This window comes from Limnospira fusiformis SAG 85.79 (genome assembly GCF_012516315.1).
Classification (GTDB): domain Bacteria; phylum Cyanobacteriota; class Cyanobacteriia; order Cyanobacteriales; family Microcoleaceae; genus Limnospira; species Limnospira fusiformis.
Window position 1 is genome coordinate 5,755,249 of the sequence record NZ_CP051185.1, and the last position, 20,609, is coordinate 5,775,857.

Below are 20,609 nucleotides of genomic sequence, written 5' to 3' on the forward strand. Positions count from 1 at the left end.
GCTCGGAAATATGCAGGTGCCATGAAAGATGCCCTTGGCCTGAACTCAAAAAGTCTTGTTATTGAACTGGCAAGCAATGACGGATACCTGCTTTCTGAATTCCAGAAACTTCAGATTCCTGTTCTCGGTGTGGAACCGGCAGGTAATGTGGCTTCGATTGCGGTGAAAGCGGGTGTACCGACGCTGACCGAATTCTTTAGTGCTAACCTGGCAGAGAAAATTCTTGCCCAGTATGGTCATCCGCGCCTTATTGCCGCCAACAACGTCTTTGCGCACATTCCTGATATGCATGATTTCACAAAGGGTATGGCAATACTCGCCGATGACGACACCGTCATTACCATTGAAAATCCTTCGTTCTGTGCGCTACTGAAAAATACCCTGTTCGATACGATTTATCATGAGCATTATTCCTATTTGTCGGCGCACGCTGTCAGAACCGTTGCCCGGTCGCACGGACTCGAACTTGTTCATGTGGATCAATTGCCAACACACGGCGGTTCCAACCGCTATTGGTTAAGCCGTTCGTTACCGGTTGATGAAACGGTTGCCGCCACTCTCCAAGCCGAGATTAAGGATGGGTTGTTTGACGCTGATCAATGGGATGCTTTCGCTGAAAGGGCGAGAACGGCAATCGACGGACTTCGTCAATGGTTCCATGAACGCAAGCAGGCGGGGGATATCGTTGCCGGCTACGGGGCTGCCCACAAGGGCAATACATTCCTGAATGCCGTAGGTGAAGCATCAAAAACCCTTATTTATGTTGTTGATGCGAGTGTAGAAAAACAAGGAAAGTTCCTGCCCGGTTCACAAGTACCCGTTCTGGCACCTGAACAACTTGCTTCCGGTAACCCCACGGATGTTTTGATTCTGCCGTGGAATATCGCTTCTGAACTCAGCGAACGGATAAGAACGCTGGCACCAAAGGCTCGTATTTGGGTCGCTCAACCGGAATTACATCAACTTTAAGGATTACATCAAGAAGCATGAAACTAGATTCCACGCCTGTAAAAGATTTGTTTGTTATTCACCGACCGATTCGGCGGGATGAGCGCGGCAGCTTCACCCGCCTTTTCGGAGCCGATGAAATTGCAGCAGCAGGTCGGCCCACAAATGCAGTTCATGTCAACACGTCCACTTCCGCCGAAGTTGGCACGCTGCGTGGCATTCATTTTCAATACCCTCCCTATGCGGAAGCAAAGATTGTTGCCTGTACGGCGGGTGCCATTTGGGATGTAGGAGTTGATCTGCGACCAGGTTCACCGACAAGGTTTCAATGGTTTGGCACACTTTTGACGCCTGAAAACGGCCTCAGCATGGTCATCCCTGAGGGGTTTGGTCATGCCTTTATCACTATGGAGCCCAATTCCACAGCGGTATATGTCGTTTCCGCTGTCTACGCTCCTCAACTTGAATCCGGTCTTCGATTTGATGATCCCGGGTTAGCCATCCAATGGCCGTTAACTCCGAACGTCATCTCCGAGAAGGATCGTGGGTGGGGTTTGCTTGAACATCGTATCCCTGAACTCGACAAAGGTTTTGAGCAACTGTGAAAGTGAACTAAACTGTACTTGGTGATGAAAAGTCAGATTTACATGAGCGACTCCAAGAAAAAATCAATTCCGTACTCCAAGCCTTCCATTACCGAACTGGAAGTGCGCTACGCCACTGACGCAGCCATCAACGGCTGGGGCGACCAGTCCTACTTCTACATCAACCGTTTTGAAGATCTATTCAAACAGTATCTGGGAGTTAATTATGCCATCGCCACCTCCAGTTGCACCGGCGCTCTCCATATGGGGATGTCGGCTTTAGGAATTGGCCCGGGTGATGAAGTGATTTTAGCTGACACAAATTGGATTGCCACGGCTGCTCCTATAGTCCATTTAGGGGCCAAACCAGTCTTGGTTGATATTTTGCCAGATAGCTGGTGTATTGATCCAATTTTGGTAGAAGCGGCGATCACACCTCAGACTAAGGCTATTGTGGCGACCCATCTCTACGGCAATCTGTGCGAGATGAAGGAACTGTTGGCTATCGGGCATCGCCACGGCATTCCCATCATTGAAGACGCGGCCGAGGCGATCGGCTCGGTCTATCACGGCCAGCGGGTGGCTTCGATGGGCCGCTTTGGTGCCTTCTCCTTTCATGGTAGCAAGACTATCACGACGGGTGAGGGTGGCATATTCGTCACCAACGATGTCGATCTCTATGAAACCGTGTTAACCCTTTCTAATCATGGACGAGCCAGAGGACAAACAAAGCAATTTTGGGCAGATATGGTCGGGTTCAAGTATAAAATGTCTAACATTCAGGCGGCGATCGGCTGCGCGCAACTGGAACGAATTGAGGAACTGACCTGCCGTAAGCGGGAGATATTGGCGGCTTACCGCGAAGCTCTGGCGGGGCTGTCCGGGGTGAGCATGAACCCAGAACCGGAGGGCACTGTGAATGGTGCTTGGATGCCGACGGTGGTTTTCGCGCCGGAAACCGGCATCACCCGGGAAATGCTACAGGCGGCATACGCTGCGGAGAATGTCGATGCACGGGTGTTTTTCTGGCCTTTGTCGGGTTTACCCATGTTTGAGGTTGTGCCATCGAACACCATTGCTTGGTCAATTCCTGGTCGGGCGATCAATTTACCGAGCTACCATGACATTGGTTCCGATGATATTGAAGTTGTAAGCAGAATCATCAAGAGACTATATTAATAGAGGAGGCCCAGGTCCAACCTGACCAGTTCCAATACGGCACGGATGCAGCCTTCCTGGTGTCAAAAAGAATTTTCGGAACGGGGGTTGAATTCTAACCTAGTTCAGTGTAATATTTCCTTTAACCGACATAAGGGAACTTTGAGAGGAATGCACTACCAGGCCAAACCTCACGAAGAAGCTAAGTTAGTTCGATGTACAATGGGGGCAATTTATGATGTAATTATTGATATTCGTCCCGATTCCCCAACTTTTAAGCAATGGGTAGCTGTTGAACTAACGGCTGAAAATCGTCGAATGCTTTACATTCCTGAAGGGATGGCTCATGGATTTCAAACTTTGACGGACAATACAGAAGTTTTTTACCAGATGTCAGAGTTTTATCATCCCGAGTCAGCTAGGGGAATCAGGTGGGATGAACCAATATTTGGCATTACGTGGGTTTTTCATAGTCCCGTAATATCACTTAGGGATAGGAGCTATGATCATTGGATAATGTAATACAAATTTAATTGTTGGAATATCAATAACAGAATTAAGATATATATGAACATAGCTTTGTTTGCGACTGATGTAGTGGGTTATGAAATAGCGAAAGTGTTTGGAGAAGCGCACCAACCACTGTCTTTTCTCATTTTAGACTCTAAGGATAAAAAAAGGAGGAATAGTGATATCATTAAGGTTTCTGGTATTAATGATGCTAATAAAATAATTTACAGCGATTTGATTAACAATCGTGAAACCTTGGAAAGACTGAATAGAATGAACTTAGACCTAGGAATATTAGCATGGTGGCCTTACATCATTAAAGGTGATCTACTGCATATACCAAGTATTGGGTATCTGAACTTTCATCCCAGCTATCTTCCTTACAATAGAGGTAAAGATCCAAATTTTTGGTCAATTGTTGAAGATACTCCTTTTGGTGTTACACTGCATTTTGTCAATGCCGAAATAGATAAAGGTGATATCGCATTTCAGAAAATAATAGAAAAGTCTTGGGAGGATAATGGGTTAAGCTTGTACAATAAGGCGATAACAGAAATTGTTCAGCTTTTTAAAGATAATTTTGATTTAATTATGACTGGTAGTATTCCCAGAAAAAAGCAAAATTATCAGTCAGGTAGCTTTCACAGACGTTCTGAGCTTGATAGTGCATCAAAAATAGATTTAGAAGCCAACTATAAAGCTCGGGACATTTTAAATATACTTAGAGCAAGAACTTTTCCACCTCACCCAGCAGCATATTTTTTTGAAGATGATTATCAATACGAAGTTAGAATAGAAATCAAACAGGTAAAGAGTAAAAATTAAAAGGGACATTCAGGATAAATTGGAGGTCAATAAAATGGATGATTCACTAGAATTTGCAGAAAAAAATTATGCTACAATCAAAAAAATGTCTCAAAGCCATTTATTAAAAGATTTAACGCATGACTGGTTTGTTGAATCCTCTAAATACGAATACTCATATCATTTTTCATGGTGTGGAATACCAATCATTCAATTTCCACAAGATATAATTGCTGTGCAAGAAATAATTTGGCAAATTCAGCCGGATTTAATTGTTGAAACCGGAATTGCTCGTGGTGGTTCTCTCATTTTTTATACCTGAATGTTGGAATTAATTGGTGGGGATGGTCAAGTGTTAGGAATTGATGTAGATATCCGCCAACATAATCGGGTATAAATTGAAAGGCATCCCATGTTTAAGCGGATTACTATGATTGAAGGTTCTTCTATTGATGATGAAATTGTCAAACAAGTTTACGATTTTGCTCAAGATCAGGGTACAGTGCTAGTTGCATTAGATTCTAATCATACCCATGACCATGTTTTGAAAGAATTGGAACTTTACTCTCCCCTGGTCACTAAAGATAGTTATCTAGTGGTTTTCGATACCGTTGTAGAGGATATGCCTGAAGACTTTTTCCCCGATCGCCCTTGGGGGAAAGGCAACAATCCTAAAACCGCTGTCTGGGAATTTCTCCAAACCAATAAGCGTTTTCAAATTGACAAAAGTATAGATTCTAAGTTACTGATTACTGTGGCTCCTGATGGTTATTTAAAATGTATTCAGGAGTAGAAATACTGGACAAGCGTATTCCGATATCTGGGCCTTCGATTACTCAAAAGGAAATTGACTATGTAACTGATGCTGTTACTAATGCTTGGTATGATAATGCGGGTTTATACTATCAAAAGTTGGAAACGGCTTTTGCCAATTACGTTGGCACTAAATATGCCGTTTCTTTGCCTTCCTGTACCTCTGCCATTCATCTCTCTTTGTTGGCTTTGGGAGTCGGTTCTGGGGATGAGGTAATTGTTCCCGATGTGACTTGGATAGGTTCTGCAGCGCCGATTAGTTATGTCGGAGCTACTCCCGTTTTTGCAGACATTGACCCTCAAACTTGGTGTATATCTCCACAGGCTTTTGAATCCTGTATTACCTCAAAAACAAAGGCTGTAATTCCTGTAGATTTGTATGGGGGAATGCCAGAGATGGATGCCATTTTAGAAATAGCCCGACAGCACAATATTAGTGTGATTGAGGATGCAGCAGAAGCTGTGGGTTCGGAATACAAGGGAAAACGAGCTGGTAGTTTAGGAGATACGGGTGTTTTCAGTTTTCATGCCTCCAAAACTATGGCTACAGGGGAAGGAGGAATGTTAGTAACAGATAGGGAAGATATTTATCAGCGTGTTTTGTTTTTGCGAGATCATGGTCGTCCTCCCGGAGATAAAATGTTTTATAATACGGAGGTGGCTTATAAATACAAAATGAGTAGTATGCAAGCTGCTTTAGGTTTGGCGCAGTTAGAGCGAATTGATGAATTAGTGAATCGCAAACGTCAAATTTTTGCTTGGTATGAGCAAGAGTTAGGTAGTACCAAAGGACTTGTACTCAATTTTGAGCCAGAGAATGTTAAAAACACTTACTGGATGGTTACTGTTGTCCTTGATGAAAAGTTGGGCATCAAAAAAGAGAGTCTGATGGAGCGACTGGGGGAAAGAAATATTGATTCTCGCCCTTTCTTTTATCCTTTAAGTTCTCTTCCTGCCTATCAAAACATGAATACAGCTCGACTCGCTTCCCGAAACAACTCGGTGAGTTATGGAATTAGTCCTCGTGGCATCAACCTTCCTTGCGGGATGAATATGACTGAGGAATTGGTGAAATATGTTTGTGATTCATTAAAAGCCATTCTTTAAATTTACTTTCATGCTTGTATTAAGCGCAGATTTTATGCTTTCTGATTTAAGGCATTTAACAGTTTAACAATTTCATGATAAATTCCTTCCCAATTACAGTAGTAATTTCTGCCATGAAAATGCACTTCCGGTTGGTCTTCTGTAATATTTTCTATGGGTACTACTGACATATCTACCAAGCCTGGATGATATGCTTTCATTTGTTTCTCTATTGACTCTACAGGATACCAACCTGTGTTGGCATGAATTACTGATGGTTTATTAGCTATTGATGCAAAAATAAGACCTGAACCGTATGTGACAATATGAATATCAGCAGCCCCCGCCCAAGCAATTTTTTCATATATTTTATGACCAACAATTGCCAAGGTGGGAATATTAGGATCAATCAAACCCTGACTTTCTTGAACAACCTGTTGATCTTTTTCAATCCACATATTATCAGAACTATTGTCGCTATCAAGGCAAGACCAACCAGCAAAAATAATAGCTAAATTTGGATAATCAGAATATAATCGATTGGCAATTTTTGCCATTCCTTCTGCTTGATTTAACCAGGTGCGATGCCTGGGTTTGATTTCAAACCACAAAACCGGAAAATATTTTTTAGCCACTTCAATTTCCTGCAAGCAAGTTTCCGAGGAACTTTTGACTGAAGCAGAACAGATTCTTTTAGCTAGACCTCGATTCAGGTTATAACCTCCATTCGTTGGGCGAATGATAAAATAATTGTTTTTGATAGCGTACTCAAACATTTGCAAACAACTATTACGCTCTGGCTTTCTAATTAAATTATCTTGATTCACTTCAGGAAACAATTTATCAAAAGGTATAAATTCATGAGCACCTGCAACCATATACTTTTTAAAGTTAATGAGTAAATTCTTTTCAGATAGTTCATGATAGCTTGAATACTCATTAAGTACAGTATGACCAAAATGACCCATGACTCCTGTAATACCAACTAAATCTTTGGAGTTTTTATCTGACAAATAATTGATTACATCGCGCCATCTCGAAACAACATAAGATTTGAAGGTATTACAAACACCAGTAAATCCGGTATTAATAAAATAAATAATTAATTCTACACTAGGAAAATATAATCCTATTTTATGACCACCATATAGTCCCACAATTAAGTAAAATACTTGATGTCCAATGAAGCGATAGAATAACCAGCAGCTATAATTATTAATTAGAAAGGATTGATTAGACTTCAAAATTTCCCCCGACCAAGGGCAAACGGACTCCAAGTAACCATTTTTGATAGCATTAAGTTTAAAATCATGTATATACTGATTGCTTTTAGCTTGATACTGACGACACTTGTGAATATTCTCCAGAAACTGGACACAATTTTCGATTTCTAACGATTTCAACCATGGATACATTTCTCTAGAATCCATGGATTCTAGTTTCACTTCCTGGTATTTCGTAGTTTCATTAAAATAAGTATTGGCTATTATTTGATGATCGATATTTTCCGATTCATAATGAGTATCTTGTGTGCTATCATTATTGTCCAAATTGATGAAAGACTGATTGAATAAGTTCCAAATTTGATCATATACACCACCAAGCTCATAACAATTTACAATTTCCAACTGTGATTCTAAATACACTGGAGCATCTGTAGTTCTCCAGGTGCGAAAACCACCTTTAATATAACAAGTATTAGGGAGTGTTTTAATATTTATCAAAAACTCTGACATTGTTGGGCTACTAATAGGAATATATTTAAAGTACCCAGCAGATGGTGAGAGAGGAAAACCTTCATAAGGTCCTTCTATGATATTTTTATCCCCATCTAAAAGTTGCAATTGAAACAAAGCCAGGTTATAGCCTAATGAGTCCGAACTTATTTTACCTTTCAACTGATATATTTGTTCACCATGCACCTCGAATGTCATCCAAACATAATTGGGTTCTAATTTGATAGTTGATTGCTCATCTGATAGTTTAAATATTGCTTTTATTGCTTTTTTACCAAGATTCGATGAATTAATGTCTGAGTTTTCGATACTATTAACCGACTCTAACTCGGGCGCTAATTTATCCAAACTGGGATTCAAATCCGTTGCTTTCTGATAAGCTACTCTCGCTTCTTCTAAACGCCCCAACTGTTCCAAAGCTTCTCCCAGCTTGTAGTGAGACCAATGGAAATGGGGATGATGTGCGATCGCTTTTTGAAAAGCATCCACAGCCTCTTCTAGCTTACCGCTCCGCAGCAGTTGATTACCCCTCACTAAATCGCTGACCAATTTTCTGACTCCCCAGAAGACTACTAAAGCACAGACAACGCCCAAACTCCCCCCCATTGTACCAAAGCAATATAAATTTGTCAAGTTCGGTAAGTATCGTGATATGGTATAATCCTCGGTTATGTCAGGGGTGGGTGTGGACTGGGAAGTTAGTTATGAGGAGTAGTCAAGAAATGAGTGCGGGGGAGTTACTGAGACAGGCGAATCAGTTGAAACGGTCTGGGAGGTTGGATGAAGCGATCGCTCTTTATCATCAGGTAATCGATATTAACCCCCATTTTGCTTGGGCTTATCATGGCTTAGGGGATGCTTTAGCTAAACAGGGGAGTTTAGATCTGGCGGTTACTCAGTATCAAAAGGCAATTAAAATTAATCCTAATTCTGCTTGGTTTTATATCAATTTGGGGCGGGTTTTGATTCAGCAAGATTGTTTAGAGCAAGCGATTCATTATTGGAGACAAGGGATTCAGATTAAGCCCGATTTATTATATGAGTTCCAGGGTAAGTATAAGCCTTTATTTTATACTCTTAAGCCACGATTTTATCTTTCCGAGAATGAAGATTTTATCGAATTAACTGAACAGCCGATATGGGTGACTGTACCTGTTCAACCCTTAACAAGTTATTCCATAACCGGTCAAAGTGCTTCCGAACAGCCTCCTACGCATAATCAAGCCTTAATAAAAGTTGAGTTTTTGGATAAAAATCAAAAAATTATACCCAGTCCATACTCTGCTATTCCCCATTCTCAAACACTGGGTCCATATTTTTATATTTCCACGTCAGGAAAAAACTTGTCTGAGTTTATAACTAATGTATTTAATACTACTCCTGAAACTTATTATTTGCGTTTGGGTTTTAGAACTTGGCACAACAAAAAACCAATTATTTTGGGTTCTAGGTTGAACCTGGAGTTAGATTTATTGGTGGCTTCACTAGAAAAACTCAGTCCTCATCGTAATAGTGAGCCTTTGTCGCCAGTTGGGGTTAATTCAGGTGATTTGAAGAATGTCGATGAAGCTATAGAATTGCTAGATAAGGTGAATCATATTCTGCCTAATTGTTATGGGGTTTATGATACTTTGGGTGATATTTTTCTAGCACGGGGAGAGTTGAGTAAAGCCATCAGTGCTTACCGCCAGTGTAGTTTTATTAATTCTAATTACTCTTTTCCTTACGAGAAGTTGAGACAACTGTATAATGTTGATAATCTGAATGGTTGGGCTATTTCCGAGGATTTATTTCTTTACATTATAGAAACTTTGCCTATGGGTTCAACTATTTTAGAGTTGGGTAGTGGTACGGGAACGTTGGAACTATCAAAATATTATAAGATGGTGTCTATCGAGCATAATCAGGACTGGTTGAATAAATACAATTCCCATTATATTTATGCGCCTTTGGTTGATGATATGTGGTATAATGGAGATGTCTTGGGTCGGAAGTTGCGGAATATCGATTATCAGCTAATTTTAGTCGATGGACCACCACAGCATCGGCGTAAGGGGATTCTCAATTATTTGGATTTGTTTAATTGGAATGTGCCAGTCATTGTTGACGATATTAATCGCCAGTATGATATGGATGTTGCGATCGCTTTAGCTAAACACTTGGGGAAGATTCCGACGGTTTACAAAGATAATAAATATTTTGCTGTAATAGCGTAAAATTCCTGAAAAACCGAACATGAAGCTATGATACTAAACTCCCTCACCCCCATCTGTATCACCCTGGGGACACGACCAGAAGCCATTAAACTCGCTCCCGTTATCCAACAGTTCCAAAAATCCCCTCAGTTCACTACCCAGGTAGTCCTGACGGGGCAACATAAAGAAATGGTAACTCAGGTGATGGAACTTTTCAACCTCAAGGCTGACTTGGATTTAGATATCATGCAGCCACGCCAGACCTTAACAGATATTACCTGTCGCAGTTTGCAGGGGTTGGAGGCACTTTTTGGCAAGTTACAACCGCAATTGGTTTTAGTCCAGGGGGACACCACTACCGCTTTTGCTGCTGCCCTAGCTGCATTCTATCAGAAAATCCCCGTCGGTCATGTGGAGGCCGGACTCAGAACCAATGACCTGTTCAACCCCTACCCGGAGGAAGCCAACCGCCGCTTGATTTCCCAAATCGCTCAACTGCATTTTGCTCCCACTGACCAGGCGGTTAAACATTTGCGGGGTTCGGGGGTGGTCGGAGAAGTCCACCAAACGGGGAATACCGTGATTGATGCCTTATTGGCTGTGGCTAGGGAAAATCCGGTTTGTGAGATTCCGGGTTTGGACTGGGACTCCCATCGGGTGATTTTGGCGACAGTCCACCGCCGGGAAAACTGGGATAACCTGGAGGATATTGCCAGGGGATTTCTCCAGATTCTAGATCGGTTTTCGGATGTTGCCCTACTGTTACCCCTGCATCGCAATCCCACGGTTCGGGAGCCTTTGACGGCTTTACTGGGAAATCATCCTCGGATATTCTTGGTAGAACCGTTGGATTATGGTAAACTGGTGGGGGCTATAGGCGGTTGTTACTTGGTAATGACCGATTCTGGAGGATTGCAGGAGGAGGCTCCGAGTTTGGGTAAGCCTGTGTTAGTATTACGAGAGACGACGGAGAGACCGGAGGCTGTTGATGCTGGGACGGCTCAACTGGTGGGAACGAATCCTGAGCTAATGCTGTCTGTGGCTTCGGTGTTATTGAGCGATCGCTCTGCTTATGAGAGGATGGCTACGGCTATTAATCCCTTTGGGGACGGTCAGGCGGCGCAAAGAATTGTCAAGGTTGTGAGTAATTATTTCGGATTAGCTGAGTAGGGGGAAGTTAAATGGCAAACTATGAGCGTTATCAGTCTTTGGTAAAAGAAGCGTGGCAACATTATTCTCAGGGCGATCGGGCTGGGATGGCTAGGTCGTTAGAGCAGTCTTTGGAGTACACCCCCTATTTGAAATCAGAAACTATCTCGGATTGGGTGACAAATTTTGAGGCTTTATCAAGTGACAATGATGATAGCTTTGATATCGATAGTTTAACCGAATTGAATAATTGGAATAAACTGATATTACATACACTTGAATTGCCACAATTGTTACGCATTGCTTGTGTTATGGATGATTTTACTTATCATTCTTATAAGCCAGAATGTCAACTGTTTCAACTTACACCTGAAAATATTTTATGTGAACTGGAATTGTTTCAGCCTCAACTCTTGTTTGTTGAGTCAGCATGGCGTGGAAAAAATGGGCTGTGGAATCGAAAGATTAGTACACCTAGTCAAGAGTTGATCAAGGCTATAAAATGGTGTCAGAAACGTCAAATACCTACAGTTTTTTGGAATAAGGAAGACCCCATACATTTTGAAACTTTTCTGACTACAGCACACCAGTTTGATTATGTTTTCACTACAGATATTGATTGCATTAATCGCTACAAAGCCGAGCTAGGCCATGACCGTATTTATTTACTACCTTTTGCGTGTCAAACAGCTATTCATAATCCCATAGAATTGTATGAACGTAAAGATATGTTTAGCTTTGCGGGTGCGTATTATGTTCGTTATCCCGAGCGGATCAAGGATCTGGAAAATTTTGTAACTGAGCTACCTAAATTTCGTCCTTTAGAAATATATGATCGAAACTTAAATCAAGATGACCAGAATTATCAATTTCCCCCTGAATATAAATCATTTATTGTTGGTTCACTACCTTTTCATGAGATTAATAAAGCCTATAAAGGTTATCATTATGCTATCAATTTAAACTCAATTAAACAGTCTCAGACCATGTTTGCTCGTCGTGTTTATGAATTACTAGCTTCAAATACGCTCACTATCAGCAACTTCTCTCGTGGGTTGCGACTGATGTTTGGCGATTTGGTCATTAGCGCCGACAGTGGTAGTGAAATAGTCAGACGACTAGAACAACTGGTAGAGCATGAAGAAAAAAGAGACAAGTTTCGTTTAGCAGGGTTACGCAAAGTAATGTTAGAGCATACTTATACCCATCGCCTAGCATATATTGCCAATAAAGCTTTAAAACAGCCGATGGTTGATAGCCTACCAGCCATACTTGTCATTGGGTTAATCAAGGAACCAGATGAATATGATGTTTTAGTTAGACAATTTAAACGGCAGTCTCATACCAAAAAACGTTTGGTTTTGGTGTTCAGTAAAAATCTTAATATTAATGATTTTAAATTGTCAGTTAATGACGAAGATATATCACTTATAGACTATCTGACTGCTAGTAAAATTAAATTTATAGATATTGTGAAAATCGGAGAATGGGTAGCACCTATATCGGCGATGGATTACTACGGTCCAAACTATTTGCTTGATTTGGTAATTGCCACCCGCTATAGCAAGGTCAATATCGTGGGTAAGGTTGCACATTATGAGGCTAATAACAGTGGTATACAGTTAGACGAAAAGCAGTTAGCCTATAGGGAGGTTAACCAACTTCCGGCAAGGGCTAGTATAGTAAAGGGAGAGGTGCTACAGAATAACCATGTTGCAGGTTTTATAGACAATTTATCTGGATTGCAGCTTGACTACCAGGCTGGTTTATCGATTGATCCATTTAACTATTGTAAAAATGGTCAGATAGTAGCACTATCGGAAACCTTGGTAGAGCGAGTAGATGATTTGAAACTAAATACTGGTATCTCAAGTAAAGATTTGTTAGAAATAGCAGAAGGGATTCCAGCAATGGATATCGGCAAAATAAGTGCCGATCAAATTAAGGCATCTGAGTTAGCTAAGTATTTTGGAGCATTTGAAAATCGTGATGTGAACTCAGAGATAATTATGGGTAATTGGCGCATTACCTCTCAACTGCCTGATGGCAAACATCAATATTTTTATGCCCAGCAAAAAATCAGAACATCAGAACTCAAAATATCTCAAAATACGCTGAAAACTTATTTTGATGTTTCACCAGGTTTGAATTTACAGCTCACTATTTTATTTTTTAATAAAAAACAAGAAAGAATTGGTCATGTTAACCTAATAACAAATCGAAATAACTCGACTGAACTTCCCCCTGATACGGTCTGGATTCAGTTAGGGTTGAGGGTATATGCCAGTGGTAAAGCAGATATCAAAGGTTTACAGTGGAGTCATCGCCAACTTGAACTAGCTACTATTTTGGGTCAAAGTGAATATTTATTACTTACTAACAATTATCCTCAGTATAATGATTTATATCGTAATGGTTTTGTGCATAGCAGGGTACGAGCTTATCGGGAATCTAATTTGCGAGTAGATGTCTTCCGTTTGCGAAAAAATGAGAGAGTTAATTATCATGAATTTCAAGATGTGGATGTGATTACGGGAACTCAGGGAACCTTGGATAAATTATTATCTACTGGTCGTTACAAATGTATTTTAGTCCACTTCTTAGATATAAATATGTGGGAAGTTTTACAAAAATATGTGGACAAAATTAGAGTAATAGTCTGGGTGCATGGTTCAGAGGTACAACCTTGGTATCGGCGTGATTTTAATTATACTAATGATCATGAGCGAGAGGTAGCTAAAAAACATAGTGAACTAAGAATTAATTTTTGGCGAAGTTTATTAGGAAACTTACCGAAAAATATTAAATTTGTTTTTGTGTCAAATTATTTAGCAGAGCAGGTGATGGAGGATGTCGGTATTCGTATTCCTGGAAATCAATATTCTATTATTCATAATCCAATTGATACTGATATTTTCACCTATTATGCTAAATCTATGGAGAAAAGAAAAAAAATTCTTTCAATCCGTCCTTATGCTTCCAGAGTATATGCTAATGATTTAAGTGTGCAGGCTATTATTGAACTTTCAAAAAAACCTTACTTTAATGAACTTGAGTTTATGATGGTTGGTGATGGTAAACTTTTTGAAGAAACACTTGAGCCTTTACGTTGTTTTAAAAACGTAACATTGCACCGTTGTTTTCTCAAACATCAGGAAATTGCAAATTTACATCGTGAATATGGAGTTTTTCTTTGCCCTACAAGATCAGATACTCAAGGTGTATCTAGGGATGAAGCGATGTCTTCAGGTTTAGTTGTAGTCACTAATAATGTTGCTGCTATACCTGAATTTGTCGATAAAAGTTGTGGTATTCTATGTGGAGAGGAAGATAGTCATGGATTGGCAGAAGGAATTTCTTTACTGTATGAAAATCCTGAGGTTTTCATACAGTTATCAGAAAATGGAGCTAGAAAAGTACGTCAACAAAGTGGTAAAAAAATTATAATTTCTAAAGAACTTGTTTTAATAATTGACGAACAGCTATGATTATATCCTTCTTTCATCACTTTCAAAAGTGTACCTGATTACAGACAACCAAAAATTAAGATTTTAATCCTCAGGGATAGAACAGAAGTATTGTTTTTTTCATCAAAATAGTTTATAATGTTTTTATTACTCATTTAGACAGATTTTTCATTATGGAACTGAGAGTTAAAGATATTTTAAGTAAATCTGAATATGCTTGTCCTGACGTAATGTATTATGTTGCCACTAGATTTAATTTGTGGAGTCCTAATAGAGGTAGAAAATTAGGTGATGCTAATTGGCAAAAAAAATATGAGGATTGGTGCGTTGACAGAATGGAAGAATTAAAAAATATATGTTTTCCTTCTTTAATAAAACAAAAAATTATGCCTCACAAATGGTTAATATTATTCGATGAAGTCCCAGTCAAAAAAATACATGAACAAATTTTAAGGTTGGAAGATAAATACGATTTTATTAAAATAGTTTTTGTTAGTCGTCCTTACGGTTTTGAAAACTTTCAGCCTATCTTGTCTCAAGAACTTAAACTTATTACTCCTAAAGACAAGTTAATATGTACAACTAGATTAGACAGTGATGATTCTTTAAACACTTATTATTTTTCTTTACTAGATGAAGTAATTAGTATTTTAAGAAAAGACAATAGTTCAATTAGTTTACCAATATGTATTAATTTCTTATTTGGTTTTTTAAGAAATCTCATAAATAATGAATGTGTCGTTTTTTTGAACGAATGTAATCCTATGTACTCTTTATTAGAGGAGAATAATTCGACTTTGATGACTCCTTATTATGGAATACATAAAAAAATTGATCGAATTGTTAAGACAATCAATATATCTACTGATAGACCAATGTGGCTACAGAATAATACAGAAAATAATATCACAACTAGAGGCTACAGTCATCTCATCAAAGTGGACAATTTTGATAATTATAAAAATTTATTTGGTTTTAGATAGTTTTATTTATTAAGTCTCTTGATTTTTTGGTAACTCTAATTAAAGATATTGGCATAATAATATGTTCGTTAAAATTAGTAATATATTAAGACATAAGGTATATTAAGAATTGTACTACCATTGAATTTGTTTTTTCTTCCTGATTTATAAATTCCATAGTGAGCATAAAGCTTCATGATGTGCAAAATAATTGGCTTACCCCCCACTTCTACCAAAGGCTTAGGGCGATATTCGGTTTCTTCGCGGAGTCGAGTTCCTTGTCACCCTGCCAAAATTACGACTTTCATAACAAAATTCCAATTATTAATAAATAGCCAATTCAAGTTTCAACTATCTAACCATACCCAAAGTATCACATTTTTTTCTATAAAATTAGAATTTTATCAGTATCTTATCAAGAAAGATCACCCGCTCTATTTAGTATCAAGGTTTCATACCATGTTCAACAAAATTTTTTGCGGAATTAAATTAACGTCGAACTGTAAAAACTTTCGATGATTAACAAGTCGCACAATTATGTTACATTTAGACAAAGCATCATCTAAATCAACTATGGCTACGTTGTCCTGATTTTCTAAAGATTTTGGAATTTTCTTGAGATGCGGTTCAACGACAAAAATTTGCCCAACCTGAGATGTAACTAAATTCTCAACTATTTTCAAAGCAGGACTCTCCCGCAAATCATCAATATCAGCCTTATAACTCAACCCCAAACAAGCAATCTTGGGATTTTCAAACTTAGCAGCAGCCTCCTTAACCTTAGCAACTACAAAATCAATTTTACTATCATTAACCTCCCGTGCCGTTCTAATCAACCTTGCCTCCTGGGGTGCAGCATCCACAATAAACCAAGGGTCAATCGAATCTATTCATGGTAAAATTTCCCACCAATCTAATATTTTTTTCCTTTAAATAACCTCTGAGTATTGCTCGAATAACTTGATTGCTTGAGCAGCAGAACGAATAATATAATGCCCTGCTTTCGGCTCCACGAAAAGCTCAAAATTACATCCGAAGTCTACCAATTTATGAATCAGATGAAGGCAATGCTCCTTAAAATAAAGATTTTCCCCAGGACTATCAAATCTGGTTTGCGATATAAAAAACACGGGTTTTTTTTCGGGATTATCCCTATTTAGAAGAAGTGTCGCATCAGAATATATCAGTTCTAGGTTTTCTCCTTTTCCTTTTGCTAATGATTGTAAAACCTCTTCATAGGAAAAAGAGGATAACTCAGTGCCAAAAATACTTTCTAGCATCTTTTTTGTTGACTCATTACGCCTCAGATAGTGAGTCCCAATCAATCTAACTTGCGGTACATTAACAGCGATCGCCTTTACATTAAGTCTCAATCCATGAATTAAAGCACCGAAACCACCCATACTTGAGCCATATGTAAATAAATCTCCTACTAAACCAAATTCTTCTCTAATATCTTCCAGCATTTTATCTATCAAGGGTAAAACAAAAAAGTCACCGTTTTCACCGAGCCACCAAGAACCATTTTTTCTATAGCCAAAACGATCTAAAGGTTTAACTAGGTTCCAAAAATCATAAGACGAACTACCTAACCCGCCATTGTTCCCACCCCAACCGTGAAAACATATTAATATAGGAGATTCTTGTGGATTATTCAAAGCAAGTCTAACGTCATAATAAAGCTTGCGTCCTTCTTTATCGGATACAAATTTTAAATCTTGACTTGCATAAGTTTCATGATTGACAACAATTGAAGAAGAGACATTTAACTTTTCTTCTTGTTTCACAAATTTAATTTCTGAAGCCAAGAATACTGGAGCTTTTGGAGTTCCCCAACTACGAAAGCCACACCTTAAATAATGAGCTTCAGGAGGGGTTGTCATCTTAATCTCAAAAACTGACAGACTTTTACTGTTAGTGGGAATATATCGGTAGTAGCCAATACCTTGAGCCATTGATAAAACAAAACCTTCGTAAGGTTTTTCTATGACATTTTGATCAAAATCTAAAAACTGTATTGAGCATAGAGCAGAGTTATGACTTAAAATATCGGAAGCTATTTTACCTTCTAATAGGTATGTGGTCTGAGGAGCAACATTTGCCGTTATCAATATCTGATTTCGTGTCAATTCAACAGTTTCTTGATTTTCTGATAGTTTAAATAACATAATGTATTTAACCTGTATTTTTTCAATAAACCACAATATCTATTATGACTAATACGATTAATCCTTTGGGATATATCTATCTATTATCAACACTTTACTTTTTAATTAACCAGTTTCCCATTATTAAAGCATCCATCCCGGTTTTTAAAAAGCATTGAATAGCATCCTTTGGAGTTTCCACTATCGGTTCTCCACTATCATTAAAACTTGTATTAATAACAACAGGAACACCTGTAATGTCATTAAATTTACTAATTAAGCTGTGGTAGAGAGGATTATTAGCTGAACTAACAGACTGCACCCTGGCGGTGTCATCTTGATGAGTAACAGCCGGAATAAGACCTTTCTTATCATCGACCACTTTCACTGTCATTGTCATATAAGGTAAATCTACATTTGTGACAAAATAATCCTTGGTTTTTTCACTCAAAACACTAGGTGCAAACGGTCTAAAATATTCTCGATGTTTTACTTTAAGGTTTAGTATATCTTTATTCTCTGTCGATCTCGGATCTGCCAAAATAGACCTATTCCCTAAAGCTCTTGCCCCCAGTTCTGAGCGCCCTTGAAACCAACCTAATATTTTGCCACCCGCAATTAATTCTGCTCCTACTTGGCAAGGATCATCTAACTTTTCTCCAGATATCCCAAAGTCTTTCAAATTGTTTTCTATCTCTTCATTTGAAAACTCCTGACCACCATAAATTATTGGTTCTTTGAGAGGGGTATGAATGTGCATTGTATTAGTTATAAAATAAAGAGCAGCGCCTAAAGCATTACCCCTGTCTGAAGCTGACGGATGAGCATAAACACCTTCAAATAAATTGCTTTCTAAAAGCTTTCCATTCATTGTTGAATTAAGAGCAACTCCTCCTGTAGTTACCAATTTAGACGTTTTAGTCGCTGACTTTAGAGTAGCACTGCAGTGTAGTCCAATAGTATCCAAAACTTGCTGAATAGAGGCAGCCATATCTATATGTTCTTGTTTTAAAGGATTTTCCTTGAACCGTCTCTCTATTCTATCTAGAATAAAATCATTAAACAAAGACTTTTCCTGAATGTAATGCTCTCCTTCTAAATAGCTCTCCATGTTCTTAAGCTGTTCGGAAAGTAAAAAACCACCATCATCAGTAAGCTCTATTTCATTCATATAGTCATCAAAAAACTTTGGAGTACCATAAGCTGCCAACCCCTGAGTCTTACCTTCCGAACCAAAAGAACCCAAACCTATCTGAAACGTCACCCGCAAATACTCAAGACCAATAGAGTTTTCTAATTCTATATATTTAATAGGCTGAATTTCATTTTTATTACCGTAAGCTAATAAACCACTTTTATTGTCTCCAAACCCATCCAAGCAAAGAATTGCTGCATCATCATAACCACTTGAATAAAAAGCTGCTGCTGCATGACACAAGTGATGACCAACATGATGAAATTCAGCATTGGGGAACAAGCTTACTAAAAAACTTTTGAGAGGGTGAACTTCCTTATCAGAAAGAATAACATAATCAACCTGCTCAAAACTTGCTTCAATTTTTGACAGACAGTGTTTGATACAATCATAAGATGTTGATTTTGCTCCCATAATTGAATGATGCTTTTTGCGAGAAAACCTTTCCTCTTCTGCCGTGACAACTAAAGGTGCATTAAGACTATCTGCAATTTTTATAGCTGCCGCATTAAAATCATGAAAAAAACCACCGACACCAACAATAATAGTCATTTGAAAATCCTTTATTTATATGTTGCCATTAACAATCATTAAGTTCATTAATGAACTTTCAAAGTTCCTACCAAGTCCAGTAATGTTTTTTCTTTGTCCAGTAATATTTTTTCTTTAAAAATGCCAGACTTTATACTGCCAAATTCTCTATGCTTTACAAGCAATAAAATAACATCGCACTTAGACAAGGCATCATCCAAATTTAGCATTTCTAATCCTTCCTGATTAGCCAAAGACATTGGCAACTGTGAAACATGAGGCTCCACAACAAAAATCTCCCCCACTTTATCCGACAACAACTTCTCCATCACCTTAACTGCTGGACTCTCCCGCAAATCATCAATATCAGCCTTATAACTCAACCCCAAACAAGCAATCTTGGGATTTTCAAACTTAGCAGCAGCCTCCTTAACCTTAGCAACGACAAAATCAATTTTACTATCATTCACCTCCCGTGCGGTTCTAATCAACCTCGCCTCCTGGGGTGCAGCATCCACAATAAACCAAGGGTCAACGGCAATACAATGCCCCCCAACACCCGGCCCCGGTTGCAGAATATTCACCCGAGGATGACGATTCGCTAATTCTATCAGTTCCCAAACATTAATGTCAAGCCGATCGCAAATCATCGACAACTCATTAGCAAAAGCGATATTAACATCCCGAAACGAATTTTCCGCCAACTTCGCCAACTCTGCCGTCCGCGCATTGGTGCAAACAATCTCCCCGGTCACAAACTGGCGATAAAATTGAGCAGCCTTGTCAGCCGAAACCGAATTAAGACCCCCAATCACCCGGTCATTCACCACCAACTCCTTCAACGTCTGACCCGGCAAAACTCGTTCAGGACAATGAGCCATATAAACCGACCCCTGAACATCCAACTCAGGACGCAACTCCTGCAACCAACCCGCCATCTTTTCCGTCGTCCCCACCGGACTGGTAGACTCCAAAATCACCAAATTCCCCGATTCCACATAGGGAGCCAGTGCCTTGGTAGCCGCCTCAATATAAGAGATATCCGGCACATGACTATCCTTAAACGGAGTCGGAACCGCCACCATAAACACATCCGCAGACTTCGGTTCCAACCCTACCGTCAAATTACCACTATTAACCGCACCCCTCACTAACACATCCAAATCTGGCTCAGTAATATGCACTTCCCCCTGGCTAATCAACTCCACAACCGAGGGGTTAATATCCACCCCATGAACCTTAAATCCTCGGTTCGCCAACAAACTCGCCGTTGGTAAACCCACATAACCCAAACCCATCACACAAACACTTTCCATAACCCACT

General features: G+C 39.2%; 15 protein-coding genes and 2 pseudogenes. 11 read left to right on the plus strand and 6 right to left on the minus strand.

Annotation, left to right across the window (positions count from 1 at the left end):
- The first annotated feature begins 21 nt into the window (after positions 1–21).
- From HFV01_RS26835 to HFV01_RS26865, 7 genes and pseudogenes are all read left to right on the plus strand, one after another.
- On the plus strand, positions 22–969 hold the full coding sequence (locus tag HFV01_RS26835) for a class I SAM-dependent methyltransferase (protein WP_318286006.1): 948 nt from the start codon (positions 22–24) through the stop codon (positions 967–969).
- 17 nt (positions 970–986) lie between these two features.
- Positions 987–1,553 (plus strand): dTDP-4-dehydrorhamnose 3,5-epimerase family protein, encoded by a 567-nt coding sequence (locus tag HFV01_RS26840; protein ID WP_193520560.1) that lies wholly within the window; start codon positions 987–989, stop codon positions 1,551–1,553.
- 24 nt (positions 1,554–1,577) lie between these two features.
- Positions 1,578–2,711 carry a DegT/DnrJ/EryC1/StrS family aminotransferase gene (locus HFV01_RS26845; RefSeq protein WP_318286007.1) on the plus strand — a complete coding sequence of 378 codons (1,134 nt, stop codon included), beginning with the start codon at positions 1,578–1,580 and terminating at the stop codon, positions 2,709–2,711.
- A 45-nt stretch (positions 2,712–2,756) separates the two neighbouring features.
- Positions 2,757–3,212, plus strand: a complete 456-nt coding sequence (gene rfbC / locus HFV01_RS26850; RefSeq protein ID WP_193520561.1) for a dTDP-4-dehydrorhamnose 3,5-epimerase — start codon at positions 2,757–2,759, stop codon at positions 3,210–3,212.
- A gap of 45 nt (positions 3,213–3,257) precedes the next feature.
- On the plus strand, positions 3,258–4,025 hold the full coding sequence (locus HFV01_RS26855; protein ID WP_193520562.1) for a formyltransferase family protein: 768 nt from the start codon (positions 3,258–3,260) through the stop codon (positions 4,023–4,025).
- Between the two features lie 85 nt (positions 4,026–4,110).
- Positions 4,111–4,797, plus strand: a pseudogene (locus tag HFV01_RS26860) (cephalosporin hydroxylase family protein).
- The gene (locus tag HFV01_RS26865; protein WP_193520563.1) at positions 4,782–5,924 is read left to right on the plus strand and encodes a DegT/DnrJ/EryC1/StrS family aminotransferase; all 1,143 of its coding nucleotides are present in this window, start codon (positions 4,782–4,784) and stop codon (positions 5,922–5,924) included. Before HFV01_RS26860 ends, HFV01_RS26865 begins: the two are co-directional and overlap by 16 nt.
- A 32-nt stretch (positions 5,925–5,956) precedes the next feature.
- On the opposite strand, the gene HFV01_RS31440 is transcribed toward HFV01_RS26865, so the two are convergent.
- Positions 5,957–8,188, minus strand: coding sequence for a tetratricopeptide repeat protein (locus HFV01_RS31440; protein ID WP_369076546.1), 2,232 nt, complete (start codon positions 8,186–8,188; stop codon positions 5,957–5,959).
- 155 nt (positions 8,189–8,343) lie between these two features.
- On the opposite strand from HFV01_RS31440, the gene HFV01_RS26875 reads away from it, so the two are divergent.
- The 4 genes from HFV01_RS26875 to HFV01_RS26890 all read left to right on the plus strand — a co-directional run bounded on the left by HFV01_RS26875 (position 8,344) and on the right by HFV01_RS26890 (position 15,433).
- On the plus strand, positions 8,344–9,855 hold the full coding sequence (locus HFV01_RS26875) for a tetratricopeptide repeat protein (RefSeq protein ID WP_318286009.1): 1,512 nt from the start codon (positions 8,344–8,346) through the stop codon (positions 9,853–9,855).
- A gap of 27 nt (positions 9,856–9,882) precedes the next feature.
- On the plus strand, positions 9,883–11,004 hold the full coding sequence (gene wecB, locus HFV01_RS26880; RefSeq protein ID WP_193520564.1) for a non-hydrolyzing UDP-N-acetylglucosamine 2-epimerase: 1,122 nt from the start codon (positions 9,883–9,885) through the stop codon (positions 11,002–11,004).
- Positions 11,005–11,015: 11 nt separating this feature from the next.
- Positions 11,016–14,471 (plus strand): glycosyltransferase family protein, encoded by a 3,456-nt coding sequence (locus HFV01_RS26885; RefSeq protein WP_193520565.1) that lies wholly within the window; start codon positions 11,016–11,018, stop codon positions 14,469–14,471.
- 152 nt (positions 14,472–14,623) lie between these two features.
- Positions 14,624–15,433 (plus strand): glycosyltransferase, encoded by an 810-nt coding sequence (locus HFV01_RS26890; protein ID WP_193520566.1) that lies wholly within the window; start codon positions 14,624–14,626, stop codon positions 15,431–15,433.
- Between the two features lie 152 nt (positions 15,434–15,585).
- Here the strand turns inward: HFV01_RS26890 and HFV01_RS31445 are convergent.
- The 5 genes and pseudogenes from HFV01_RS31445 to wecC form a co-directional block, all read right to left on the minus strand.
- Positions 15,586–15,720 (minus strand): annotated as a pseudogene (locus HFV01_RS31445) (sugar phosphate nucleotidyltransferase); the annotation flags it as partial.
- A gap of 144 nt (positions 15,721–15,864) precedes the next feature.
- Complete coding sequence (locus tag HFV01_RS26895; RefSeq protein WP_193520567.1) at positions 15,865–16,275, minus strand: UDP binding domain-containing protein; 411 nt, start codon at positions 16,273–16,275, stop codon at positions 15,865–15,867.
- 66 nt (positions 16,276–16,341) lie between these two features.
- Positions 16,342–17,616, minus strand: a complete 1,275-nt coding sequence (locus HFV01_RS26900) for a hypothetical protein (protein ID WP_193520568.1) — start codon at positions 17,614–17,616, stop codon at positions 16,342–16,344.
- A gap of 58 nt (positions 17,617–17,674) precedes the next feature.
- Positions 17,675–19,306 (minus strand): carbamoyltransferase family protein, encoded by a 1,632-nt coding sequence (locus HFV01_RS26905; protein ID WP_193520569.1) that lies wholly within the window; start codon positions 19,304–19,306, stop codon positions 17,675–17,677.
- A gap of 47 nt (positions 19,307–19,353) precedes the next feature.
- The gene (wecC, locus tag HFV01_RS26910; protein WP_193520570.1) at positions 19,354–20,601 is read right to left on the minus strand and encodes a UDP-N-acetyl-D-mannosamine dehydrogenase; all 1,248 of its coding nucleotides are present in this window, start codon (positions 20,599–20,601) and stop codon (positions 19,354–19,356) included.
- Positions 20,602–20,609 lie beyond the last annotated feature (8 nt).

Coding starts and splice junctions, on each gene's coding strand:
- HFV01_RS26845 (WP_318286007.1), top strand. CDS start 1,578: ATGAAAAGTCAGATTTACATGAGCGACTCCAAGAAAAAATCAATTCCG.
- HFV01_RS26840 (WP_193520560.1), top strand. CDS start 987: ATGAAACTAGATTCCACGCCTGTAAAAGATTTGTTTGTTATTCACCGA.
- HFV01_RS26835 (WP_318286006.1), top strand. CDS start 22: ATGAAAGATGCCCTTGGCCTGAACTCAAAAAGTCTTGTTATTGAACTG.
- rfbC (WP_193520561.1), top strand. CDS start 2,757: ATGCAGCCTTCCTGGTGTCAAAAAGAATTTTCGGAACGGGGGTTGAAT.
- wecB (WP_193520564.1), top strand. CDS start 9,883: ATGATACTAAACTCCCTCACCCCCATCTGTATCACCCTGGGGACACGA.
- HFV01_RS26905 (WP_193520569.1), bottom strand. CDS start 19,306: ATGACTATTATTGTTGGTGTCGGTGGTTTTTTTCATGATTTTAATGCG.
- HFV01_RS26890 (WP_193520566.1), top strand. CDS start 14,624: ATGGAACTGAGAGTTAAAGATATTTTAAGTAAATCTGAATATGCTTGT.
- wecC (WP_193520570.1), bottom strand. CDS start 20,601: ATGGAAAGTGTTTGTGTGATGGGTTTGGGTTATGTGGGTTTACCAACG.
- HFV01_RS26855 (WP_193520562.1), top strand. CDS start 3,258: ATGAACATAGCTTTGTTTGCGACTGATGTAGTGGGTTATGAAATAGCG.
- HFV01_RS26875 (WP_318286009.1), top strand. CDS start 8,344: ATGAGGAGTAGTCAAGAAATGAGTGCGGGGGAGTTACTGAGACAGGCG.
- HFV01_RS26865 (WP_193520563.1), top strand. CDS start 4,782: ATGTATTCAGGAGTAGAAATACTGGACAAGCGTATTCCGATATCTGGG.
- HFV01_RS26885 (WP_193520565.1), top strand. CDS start 11,016: ATGGCAAACTATGAGCGTTATCAGTCTTTGGTAAAAGAAGCGTGGCAA.